4 protein-coding genes, 2 tRNA genes and 3 rRNA genes are annotated in these 11,881 nt (G+C 48.2%); all 9 read right to left on the reverse strand.

Annotation, left to right across the window (positions count from 1 at the left end; all coding sequences use genetic code 11):
• Positions 1 to 43: 43 nt before the first annotated feature.
• A complete protein-coding gene (locus tag ACZ5NB_RS13290; protein WP_460234417.1) occupies positions 44 to 670 on the reverse strand; it encodes a response regulator transcription factor in 627 nt (208 codons plus the stop codon).
• Positions 667 to 2,088 carry an HlyD family type I secretion periplasmic adaptor subunit gene (locus ACZ5NB_RS13295; RefSeq protein WP_460234418.1) on the reverse strand — a complete coding sequence of 474 codons (1,422 nt, stop codon included), beginning with the start codon at positions 2,086 to 2,088 and terminating at the stop codon, positions 667 to 669. Before ACZ5NB_RS13295 ends, ACZ5NB_RS13290 begins: the two co-directional genes overlap by 4 nt.
• Positions 2,088 to 4,214, reverse strand: a complete 2,127-nt coding sequence (locus tag ACZ5NB_RS13300) for a type I secretion system permease/ATPase (RefSeq protein ID WP_460234419.1) — start codon at positions 4,212 to 4,214, stop codon at positions 2,088 to 2,090. Before ACZ5NB_RS13300 ends, ACZ5NB_RS13295 begins: the two co-directional genes overlap by 1 nt.
• 754 nt (positions 4,215 to 4,968) lie before the next feature.
• Positions 4,969 to 5,084: ribosomal RNA gene (rrf, locus tag ACZ5NB_RS13305) — 5S ribosomal RNA — on the reverse strand.
• Positions 5,085 to 5,311: 227 nt separating this feature from the next.
• Positions 5,312 to 8,195 (reverse strand): 23S ribosomal RNA (locus tag ACZ5NB_RS13310).
• Between the two features lie 286 nt (positions 8,196 to 8,481).
• Positions 8,482 to 8,557: transfer RNA gene (locus tag ACZ5NB_RS13315), tRNA-Ala, on the reverse strand.
• Positions 8,558 to 8,666: 109 nt separating this feature from the next.
• Positions 8,667 to 8,743, reverse strand: a tRNA-Ile gene (locus ACZ5NB_RS13320).
• A gap of 267 nt (positions 8,744 to 9,010) precedes the next feature.
• Positions 9,011 to 10,544, reverse strand: a 16S ribosomal RNA gene (locus tag ACZ5NB_RS13325).
• The 16S, 23S and 5S rRNA genes sit together here with 2 tRNA genes alongside, the layout of an rRNA operon.
• A 408-nt stretch (positions 10,545 to 10,952) precedes the next feature.
• Positions 10,953 to 11,786 (reverse strand): CDP-diacylglycerol--serine O-phosphatidyltransferase, encoded by an 834-nt coding sequence (gene pssA / locus ACZ5NB_RS13330; RefSeq protein ID WP_460234420.1) that lies wholly within the window; start codon positions 11,784 to 11,786, stop codon positions 10,953 to 10,955.
• Positions 11,787 to 11,881 lie beyond the last annotated feature (95 nt).

The following is an 11,881-nucleotide window of genomic DNA, read 5'->3' on the forward strand; positions in this document are numbered from 1 at the left end:
TCTAAAAAATCGTACTAAAGTACTAGTTGGAAGACTAAATATTTTAAGAAGAAGGGAAATCTATACCATTTAGCAATAAAGCCAGCTGAACGCGATCTCTAACCTGGACCTTTTGGAAAATGATAGATAGATGGGATTTGACGGTTCTTTCGCCAATCCCCAATAACATGGAGATCTCTTTGTTTGTGTGACCTATAGCGACGGCCCTTGCAACGGCAAGTTCTCTCTTGGTCAGCTCTTTCAACCGTTCACTAACGTCTGTGTCCGCCTTTTGCGCCCCAGCAACCCGAGCGCCAAACAAAACTTTTTGCACTAGGTCCGGCCCCAACCAGAGGCCTCCACTAGTGACCACCAACGCCACATCTTGTAATTGACTAGTGGTTGCATAGCTATGGCAATACCCTTTTGCACCTAATGAAACGGCTGTTTTGGCTTGCTGCTCATTTGGGTTTGCGCTCAACACAACTACTGGCTTGCCGGTACTGACTAAGCTCTCCAACTCGTGGTAATGACGCTCTTCTAAACCTTTGGGCCATTCCACCCACACTACAGAAAACGCATTGATTTCGTAGACTTCCGAGAAACTAAACTGAATTTTAGAGTCTGGAAATACTTCGATCCAATGCGAGTGAGCTTTTCCTGTGGGTGTTATAAATAGGTGTTCTGTCATCGCTCTGTCAATGCATACTGCTTTGCACGCAAAACAGGTTTAATTATGTAGGCTAAGATCGTTTTTTGGCCGGTAAGGATATCCACCTCAGCAACCATACCCGGAATAATAGGTTTGTCATCGCCCAAGCTTGACTCCAGTGTTCGCACATGAACATTGTAATATGGATTTCCATCTTCATCGGTCAACGTATCCACGCCAATGCGCTCAACCACTCCCTCTAAACCACCGTATACCACAAAATCATAGGCAGTAAATTTTACTATCGCGTCCTGGCCTGGGCGAAGAAACGCAATATCTTGGGGGCGTATTCTCGCTTCCAGTAGTAATGTGTCATCGAGCGGAACAATTTCAACAACTTCTTTGCCCGGCAAGACAACACCACCAAGCGTATTATAATAAAGTCGCTTTACCGTGCCTTTTACGGGAGACTGTATAGCCGTTTGTTTTACTTTATCTGACAGTCCTAGGTTCGACTCACGTAGCGCGTTGATTCGCGTTGTAACATCCGATAGTTCTTCGCGAATAGCATTAGTAAAGGTTAGCACGACATCATCAATTTTACGTTCCGCTTCTGAAATTGCGCTGACTAAACGCTGATCCTGCGCCCTTGCTTGATTTAGTTCCCCTCGCAAATTGGAGACGTCCCGTTCCAATCGAAGCAATTCGACTTCTGAAACAGCACCAGATTGTACTAATGGTCGTGTCATACGCAGTTCTTTATCGGCTAATGAAAAACCATTTTCTAATTGTGTTATTTTTGCCTTAACTTCTTGCTTTTCTTGCCTACGCTGACTCAATTGTTCTTCTGCGATCCTGGTTTCACTTTGCAGCTCCGCTCGAAGGCTTTCGTAAAGCTGGATTTCCTGCTCAACAACTGATGGAAATTGTTCTTGATACTGTGCATCAACTTCAAATGGCTGCCCCTCTGCTACCGCTTGTAGCCGAGCTGCGCGAATTTGCAGACCAATCATTTCAATTTCTTTTTCTCTCAATGACGACGCAAACCGTGTTTGATCTATTTGAAACAACAGCTGCCCTTTTTCAACTATTTGTCCCTCTCGAACTAATATATCAGTCAGCACGCCACCGTCTAAAGACTGTACAATTTGTACTTGTCGAGACGGTACGACTTTAGCCTCGCCTCGCGTCACTTCATGTACTTCAGCAATGGCTGCCCACAGAATCAAGAGACAGACTGAAACGCTTACAGCGTATAACATTACTCGTGTTTTAATGGGATCTTGTTCTAAATATGCTTTTTCGGAATCAGCTTGCCAACCTAGCAGCTCGCCGTCCTCCTCACCGCCCAACTTTCCAATGAACATGCCTTTAACTTGCTGAAAAAAAGAGTGGCTTCTTTCAGAATTAACCTGACTTTTAGACTTAGGAGCTTTTGGAATTTCGGTAGCAGACATCAACTACTCCTCCCAATCCGGCCACTACGCAAAGCTTCGACGACAGTATCTTTAGGTCCATTAGCAACAATCTGGCCGCCATCGACAACAATAATTTTATCCACCATGTCTAACAACGCGGTTCTATGCGTGACAACCAATAACGTTTTATCTTCGACAAATTTAACTAGATTTTTAGTAACCTGAGCTTCGGTCGAATGATCCATTGAGCCTGTTGGTTCGTCCATCAGTAGTATGGGCGGATCGTGAATGACAGCTCTCGCTAACGCGATAGCTTTTCGTTGCCCACCCGATAGCGACTCACCTCGCTCACCCACCGCCATATCAAAGCCTTTGGGGTGAGCGTTAACTAATTCTGTGAGGCTCGCCAATTCTGATGCCCTGACAATAGCCGCATCGTCTGCATACGGGTGTGCGAGCACCAAGTTTTCTCGCAAGGTACCATAAAACAGCGTGACATCTTGTGGGACATACCCTATCTGTTGGCGTAATTCAGCAGGGTTAAGCTGGCGAATATCCACACCATCGATCAAAATGGTTCCGCTATCAGGTGCATACAAGCCTAGAATTAATTTTTCTAAAGTTGTTTTGCCGCAACCGATTCTACCTAGAACAGCTACTTTTTCGCCTGGCTGAATTTTAAAGGACACATTATTTAATGCTGGAGTTTCCTCTCCAGGGTAAGTAAAACTGACTCCTTTAAATTCAATGTCACCCTTTAGCGTATTCCGTGATAAAAATTTAGCATCCCTAGGCTGTTCGAGCGGCAACCCCATAATATCGTCTAATGACTCTAGGGATGTTCGAGCATTGTGATATTGCAACATCAAGCCTGCAGCTTGCCCGAGTGGCGCTAAACCTCGCGACGCCAGCATGGAGCACGCGATTAGCCCCCCCATACTTAACTCCCCGAATGAAATGAGATAAACCCCGAGCACCACCACTGACACCGAACATAATTGCTGAACAGACGCGCCAACATTTGTATTGGATAAAGCGAGTGAACGCTGCTTTAAACCAATACGAGCGAGAAAGTTTGCGGTACTTTCCCAACGCCGTTGCATAACACCTTCGGCGGCCATAGTCTTTAACGTTTCTATACCGACAAGACTTTCAATTAATGTTGCATTTCTTAGCGCTGCAGCCCGATATGTGGTCTCCGTTAATTCCTCCATACGCTTTTTTAAGAAAATGCTGTATGAAACAATGGCTAGTACTGCTACCAAGACAGGAACAACCATTAGCGGTGCAATCCAACCAATAACAATGAGAAAAACGATAACAAACGGTAAGTCTATAACGACTACTAGCGACATCGATGTTATAAAGTCACGTATAGACTCGTAGGATCGTAAGTTGGAAGCGAATGAGCCGACGGAAGCTGGGCGAGCCGACATTTTCATCCCAAGCACTTGTTCCATAATTTTTGCGGATAATTTGATATCTATACGCTTGCTCGATAAATCCAGAAAATAGCCACGCATGGACTTTAATAACAAGTCCATCAAAATAACTAACGCTACACCAATCGCCAACATCCACAATGTTTCTTGAGCAAAATTCGGTACCACTCTGTCATACACGTTCATGGTAAAAAGCGGGAGCGCCAAAGCGAAGACGTTAATTAACAGCGCAGCAACTAACACATCCCGATAAATTGGAAGGTTCTCTTTAAATACACGCCAAAACCAATGTTCCCTTGTCGAGTGACTGATTTCTGGGGTTCTCTCATCAAACCTAAACTTTGGTTTCGCTACAATTGCAGTACCGATGTACTTATCGACCAACTCAGCTCTAGGGATTTTTACGGCAGACTCGGAAAGCTCCGGGTAAACAACATGAGCGCAATCACTTCTTTCGTCCCAGCCCACGAGAATGGCAACCTGCTCTTCTTCTAGTAACAAAATGCTGGGTAATAAAGACCTGTGCATGCGCTCTAACGGTTTCTTTACTATACGGGCAGAAAGCCCTGCTCTATCTGCAGCACGAGAAAACAAGGAGGGGGATAATCGATTGTCGACCAATGGTAGGCCTGACACCAAAGCATCACGGGTTGTTGAAATACCATAGTGAAGGCAGAGATAAAGCAGGCTATCGCTTAAGTAATCGGGTTCCAGTTTATCCATTTGCGCTCTTTTTAACCTGCCGTTTCACCGATTTAACCAAGTTACATTATCAATTCATTATAAACTATTGATATTTCAGCTTTTTCTTTCATTAAAGGACAATTATAGCGCGTTAAAGCATACCAAGTAGATATTGTGTAAATTATCAGTGCAAACGGAATGAAAGCGTGATGAATAGCGTACTATTGAACGAAATCTTGCTTCTCAAAGTTGTGTGAAAACCGAAAACACTGATGAATCACTGTTAGAAATTCAAGGAGAAGTCTAGCATTGTCGCCTTGTTGATAAGAGTCGAAAAACCGGTGCAGGGTTAGCGAGACGAGTTCTTCGATGAGAAGGCTGGACAATCTGTCTGGATCGGATAAGTACGACCGCGGTCCGCAGAGGAAGGGACAAGGACAAATCTGACGGGATCATATTTTGGAAGCTTTATACTGGCCGAAGGCCGAGCCACTGGACGTGGCGAGTGATTCCGGAGTTAAACCCCGTACAATAAAAAACGGGTTTTCTCATGTAAGACTTTTAGCGGCACATAGTAAAACGCCCCGACCGTTTCCGATCGAGGCGCTTTAATTAGAAGCCTGAAGCCTGACAAAATCGTCTGGAACGATGTTGGGCGCCGGAGGGACGGCGGCGGGTCGAAGACCTGCATGACACGGATGTCATGCATCACTATGACCGTATCCCGCAGGGATAGGTCAGCGTTATAAAAGAAAAGGCCAGTTGATTACTCAACTGGCCTTTTGCATTAGAAGCCTGACGATGACCTACTCTCACATGGGGAAACCCCACACTACCATCGGCGCTAAGTCGTTTCACTACTGAGTTCGAGATGGGATCAGGTGGTTCCAACTCGCTATGATCATCAGGCAAACTGGTATGGATTGTGGTTGGTCTTATCATCGAGTGATGTGCCGCACGTTCCAAATAGGGTGAGATAAAGTGTTACCGTGTTTGTCACATTGTGTTAGTAACATTAGGTAAGCTTAATAAGTAAGTAGTGTACTGCCTATTGGCGTTCAATCTGTCCGCGATCCTTTTCGTTTCTGACCCTACGTGTACCTGTAGGACAGTCGTCAATCAATCGCTTCAATTATATGGTCAAGCCTCACGGGCAATTAGTACTGGTTAGCTCAACGCCTCACAACGCTTCCACACCCAGCCTATCAACGTGGTAGTCTTCCACGGCCCTTCAGGGGATTAAATCCCAGGGAGAACTCATCTTGAAGGAGGCTTCCCGCTTAGATGCTTTCAGCGGTTATCCCGTCCGAACGTAGCTACCGGGCAATGCCATTGGCATGACAACCCGAACACCAGAGGTTCGTCCACTCCGGTCCTCTCGTACTAGGAGCAGCTCTTCTCAATTCTCCAACGCCCACGGCAGATAGGGACCGAACTGTCTCACGACGTTCTAAACCCAGCTCGCGTACCACTTTAAATGGCGAACAGCCATACCCTTGGGACCGGCTTCAGCCCCAGGATGTGATGAGCCGACATCGAGGTGCCAAACACCGCCGTCGATGTGAACTCTTGGGCGGTATCAGCCTGTTATCCCCGGAGTACCTTTTATCCGTTGAGCGATGGCCCTTCCATACAGAACCACCGGATCACTATGACCTACTTTCGTACCTGCTCGACTTGTCAGTCTCGCAGTCAAGCACCCTTATGCCATTGCACTAATCTCCTGATTTCCGACCAGGATTAGGGTACCTTCGTGCTCCTCCGTTACTCTTTGGGAGGAGACCGCCCCAGTCAAACTACCCACCAGACACTGTCCGCGACCCAGATAATGGGCCGGCGTTAGAACCCCAAACATACCAGGGTGGTATTTCAAGGTTGGCTCCACCGCAACTGGCGTCACGGTTTCAAAGCCTCCCACCTATCCTACACAAATAGGCTCAGAGTTCAGTGTCAAGCTATAGTAAAGGTTCACGGGGTCTTTCCGTCTAGCCGCGGGAACACAGCATCTTAACTGCGATTTCAATTTCACTGAGTCTCGGGTGGAGACAGCGTGGCCATCGTTACGCCATTCGTGCAGGTCGGAACTTACCCGACAAGGAATTTCGCTACCTTAGGACCGTTATAGTTACGGCCGCCGTTTACCGGGGCTTCGATCAAGAGCTTCGCATAAGCTAACCCCATCAATTAACCTTCCGGCACCGGGCAGGCGTCACACCCTATACGTCCACTTACGTGTTTGCAGAGTGCTATGTTTTTAATAAACAGTCGCAGCCACCTGGTCACTTCGACCGGCCCGAGCTTAGGGAGCAAGTCCCATCACCCAAACCGGCGTACCTTCTCCCGAAGTTACGGTACCATTTTGCCTAGTTCCTTCACCCGAGTTCTCTCAAGCGCCTTGGTATTCTCTACCTGATCACCTGTGTCGGTTTACAGTACGGTTACTTATTACCTGAAGCTTAGAAGATTTTCTTGGAAGCATGGCATCAACCACTTCTCTCGTTCCGAAGAATGAGATCGTCATCAGCTCTCGGCCTTAGACTCCCGGATTTACCTAAGAATCCAGCCTACTACCTTAAACACGGACAACCATCGCCGTGCTGGCCTAGCCTTCTCCGTCCCTCCATCGCAGTAATAAGTAGTACAGGAATATTAACCTGTTTCCCATCGACTACGCATTTCTGCCTCGCCTTAGGGGCCGACTAACCCTGTCCCGATTAGCGTTGGACAGGAAACCTTGATCTTCCGGCGGGGAGGTTTTTCACCCCCCTTGTCGTTACTCATGTCAGCATTCGCACTTCTGATACCTCCAGCATGCTTCTCAACACACCTTCACAGGCTTACAGAACGCTCCCCTACCATGCAATAAATTGCATCCGCAGCTTCGGTTATCCATTTGAGCCCCGTTACATCTTCCGCGCGGGCCGACTCGACTAGTGAGCTATTACGCTTTCTTTAAAGGGTGGCTGCTTCTAAGCCAACCTCCTAGCTGTCTAAGCCTTCCCACATCGTTTCCCACTTAATGGATATTTGGGACCTTAGCTGGCGGTCTGGGTTGTTGCCCTCTTCACGACGGACGTTAGCACCCGCCGTGTGTCTGCCCTGATTGTACTCCTCGGTATTCGGAGTTTGCATGGGGTTGGTAAGTCGGGATGACCCCCTAGCCCAAACAGTGCTCTACCCCCGAGGGTAAGACAGGACGCACTACCTAAATAGTTTTCGGGGAGAACCAGCTATCTCCGAGCTTGATTAGCCTTTCACTCCGACCCACAGCTCATCCCCTAACTTTTCAACGTTAGTGGGTTCGGTCCTCCAGTGCCTGTTACGGCACCTTCAACCTGGCCATGGGTAGATCGCTCGGTTTCGGGTCTACTGCCAGCGACTGGACGCCCTATTAAGACTCGGTTTCCCTACGGCTCCCCTATACGGTTAACCTTGCCACTGACAGTAAGTCGCTGACCCATTATACAAAAGGTACGCGGTCACAGAACAAGTCTGCTCCCACTGCTTGTATGCACACGGTTTCAGGTTCTATTTCACTCCCCTCACAGGGGTTCTTTTCGCCTTTCCCTCACGGTACTGGTTCACTATCGGTCAGTTGGGAGTATTTAGCCTTGGAGGATGGTCCCCCCATCTTCAGTCAAGATAACACGTGTCCCGACCTACTTAATATGTCAACTAAGCGCTTTCGTGTACGGGGCTATCACCCTGTATCGCCAGACTTTCCAGACTGTTCCACTAACACTTAATTGATCGGCTAGTCCCCGTTCGCTCGCCGCTACTAAGGGAATCTCGGTTGATTTCTTTTCCTAAGGGTACTTAGATGTTTCAGTTCCCCTCGTTCGCCTCTTACACCTATGGATTCAGTGCAAGATACCCAACTTACATTGGGTGGGTTTCCCCATTCGGACATCCCCGGATCAAAGGTTGCTTGCCACCTCCCCGAAGCTTTTCGCAGGCTCCTACGTCCTTCATCGCCTCCAACTGCCAAGGCATCCACCGTGTGCACTTAGTCGCTTGACCATATAGTTCAAACGACTGATTGTACGACTTCTGGTTCGCCGGACAGATTGATCATTCAATGCGTTAACGCCCCTACATAAACTACATGCAGATCCGTTAAGCAGCTTGAAATTAAATCGCCAATTAATCAGCAGTATTTCTACTTACTTAAACTTTATCTCGTTGTTAAAAATCTCAAGATCGCCAGGATCTTGATCGGTTAAAAAACCAGAAAGCAATTGTTTAAAAAATACACCAAACAATTGGTTTCTGGCTTCTTTAATTCCCTCTACCTCGTAGAGAAAATTGGTGGAGCTATGCGGGATCGAACCGCAGACCTCTTGGATGCAAACCAAGCGCTCTCCCAGCTGAGCTATAGCCCCTTGATCTTCAAAGCCTCCTAATGGAGGAATTTGGCGTTAATCAAGGCGGCTGAAAGCGCTGTGTGCGAGTAGCACATGAGCTTTTAGCCAACGCCGAGTAACGGCAAATTGGTAGGCCTGGGCAGATTTGAACTGCCGACCTCACCCTTATCAGGGGTGCGCTCTAACCAACTGAGCTACAGGCCTATTTTAACTTGATCTTTTTCCGTCTGACTTCGTTGCCACTCTTCGCTCACTCAGTCACATACCTAATGTATGCTCCTTCACTCGCTCATCGCGCGCCTTGTCAGCCGTAAAAATCTCGGCGTTAAAATAACGCCTAGGTTTGGCCTGCCACCGGTCGGCAACCGACCTCTGCCTATTTTATTAGTTGTAATAAAACAGCAGCTTTTCTTTGTTAGAAAAGTCATCAAGCAATGCGTGTGAGCACTTACGAGGTAGGTGAGCATCGTTTAAGGAGGTGATCCAGCCCCAGGTTCCCCTAGGGCTACCTTGTTACGACTTCACCCCAGTCATGAATCACAAAGTGGTGACCGTTCTCCCGAAGGTTAAACTAGCCACTTCTTTTGCAACCCACTCCCATGGTGTGACGGGCGGTGTGTACAAGGCCCGGGAACGTATTCACCGTAACATTCTGATTTACGATTACTAGCGATTCCGACTTCATGGAGTCGAGTTGCAGACTCCAATCCGGACTACGATCGGTTTTATGGGATTAGCTCCAGCTCGCGCTTTGGCAACCCTTTGTACCGACCATTGTAGCACGTGTGTAGCCCAGGTCGTAAGGGCCATGATGACTTGACGTCGTCCCCACCTTCCTCCGGTTTGTCACCGGCAGTCTCCTTAAAGTGCCCAACTAAATGATGGCAACTAAGGACAAGGGTTGCGCTCGTTACGGGACTTAACCCAACATCTCACGACACGAGCTGACGACAGCCATGCAGCACCTGTCACTGCGTTCCCGAAGGCACCAATCTATCTCTAGAAAGTTCGCAGGATGTCAAGACCTGGTAAGGTTCTTCGCGTTGCGTCGAATTAAACCACATGCTCCACCGCTTGTGCGGGCCCCCGTCAATTCATTTGAGTTTTAACCTTGCGGCCGTACTCCCCAGGCGGTCTACTTAGTGCGTTAGCTGCGCCACTAAAGCCTCAAGGGCCCCAACGGCTAGTAGACATCGTTTACGGCGTGGACTACCAGGGTATCTAATCCTGTTTGCTACCCACGCTTTCGCACCTCAGCGTCAGTGTTAGACCAGGGTGTCGCCTTCGCCACTGGTGTTCCTTCCGATCTCTACGCATTTCACCGCTACACCGGAAATTCCACACCCCTCTTCTACACTCTAGCTTGCCAGTTCGAAATGCAGTTCCCAGGTTGAGCCCGGGGATTTCACATCTCGCTTAACAAGCCGCCTACGCGCGCTTTACGCCCAGTAATTCCGATTAACGCTTGCACCCTCCGTATTACCGCGGCTGCTGGCACGGAGTTAGCCGGTGCTTCTTCTGTAGGTAACGTCAATCTGCAAGGGTATTAACCTTACAGCCTTCCTCCCTACTGAAAGTGCTTTACAACCCTAGAGCCTTCTTCACACACGCGGCATGGCTGCATCAGGCTTGCGCCCATTGTGCAATATTCCCCACTGCTGCCTCCCGTAGGAGTCTGGACCGTGTCTCAGTTCCAGTGTGGCTGATCATCCTCTCAGACCAGCTACGGATCGTCGCCTTGGTAGGCCTTTACCCCACCAACTAGCTAATCCGACGCGGGCTTCTCCAATAGCACAAGGTCCGAAGATCCCCTGCTTTCCCCCTTAGGGCGTATGCGGTATTAGCAACCGTTTCCGGTTGTTGTCCCCCACTACTGGGCAAATTCCCACGCGTTACTCACCCGTCCGCCACTCTACTCGTCCCCGAAGGAACTTTCGCGTTCGACTTGCATGTGTTAGGCCTGCCGCCAGCGTTCAATCTGAGCCATGATCAAACTCTTCAATTAAAAAGTGTTGAGATTTTATCCTCAGACCTAAGCCTGCGAACATACTGCAAATCTCGAATTTTTTGATCAGATCTCGTGAACTTACTTCTTCACATAAAATGAATTGTTAGGTCACTTGCCTGATAAGGTTCTTTGTCTCACCTTACCCCGCAAGCGCCCACACGCTTTGCTTGATTCGTTTTCTTAAAAAGCCAGTAGGGGCTCGCCCTGACTGAGGATGCGCATTATACGGATCAATCCGACCTTGGCAACAAGTAATTTCACTAAATTGCAGTTTTTTTTCAGTTGGCTGAAATGTCGTCAAAAACCGCTTTATAGCGGCACATTAACTAGCCAAATCGATCAGAGGCACAACAGATTAACTATAGACACCAAAAACTGGATGACAACTAGACCCTAACGATAGGATTAATCGTCCACCCGCTTTTTTCTTGAATATTCCCAGAGCCACATCAGTGGGCCAGACGTTGCGTAAATCGCGGCCATCAATACCAACATTACTGACGGGTTTGCTACGATAACAACGAAAAGCATAATCATCAGCAGTAGCTTCACGAAAGGGACTCTGCCCTTGAAGTCCAATCCTTTGAAGCTGTGATACTTGATGTTAGAGACCATTAGCAAGCCCGCAGTGAGCGTTAGCAAACCCACCAGCAATGACAACTCAAAAGTAATTTCGGCTTCATGACCAAACCACACAGTCCCCGCCACTAACGCAGCAGCTGAGGGGCTTGCCAACCCTGTAAAGTAGCGCTTGTCTGCGGTTTCCACCTGAGTATTGAATCGAGCCAATCGAAGCGCTGCACACGCCGCAAACGCAAACGCCATCGCCCAACCGTACTTACCCAAAGGCGCCAACCCCCAATTAAACATGACCAACGACGGAGCTAAGCCAAAAGACACCATATCGGAAAGGCTGTCATACTCGACGCCAAATGCACTGGAGGTATTTGTTAGTCGTGCGACCCGGCCATCCAACCCATCAAAGACCATCGCAACAAATATTGCTATTGCGGCGTTTTCAAAATTACCGTGCATTCCCGCAACAATGGCATAAAAACCACTGAACAGGGCCGCAGTCGTAATCAGGTTAGGCAATAAAAAGATGCCGCGACGACGAACGGTTTTACCGCCTTCAGAGACCTCCTCGACGTGATCATCAAAAGGCAACCCAAAGTCAGCCTCCGCCTCTCGACGACTATCGAGATCACTTACTTTAGAAGAATCATCGTTTGCTGACATACTTGCCTCAATACCTGGATAAGAATTCGGCTATTGTAGCGCTCGACGCACAACTAGGCCATCAATCGCATAACAGGCAGCCACAAAAAAGGCCG

The organism is Aurantivibrio plasticivorans (assembly GCF_055392955.1).

Coding starts and splice junctions, on each gene's coding strand:
- ACZ5NB_RS13290 (WP_460234417.1), bottom strand. CDS start 670: ATGACAGAACACCTATTTATAACACCCACAGGAAAAGCTCACTCGCAT.
- ACZ5NB_RS13295 (WP_460234418.1), bottom strand. CDS start 2,088: ATGTCTGCTACCGAAATTCCAAAAGCTCCTAAGTCTAAAAGTCAGGTT.
- ACZ5NB_RS13300 (WP_460234419.1), bottom strand. CDS start 4,214: ATGGATAAACTGGAACCCGATTACTTAAGCGATAGCCTGCTTTATCTC.
- pssA (WP_460234420.1), bottom strand. CDS start 11,786: ATGTCAGCAAACGATGATTCTTCTAAAGTAAGTGATCTCGATAGTCGT.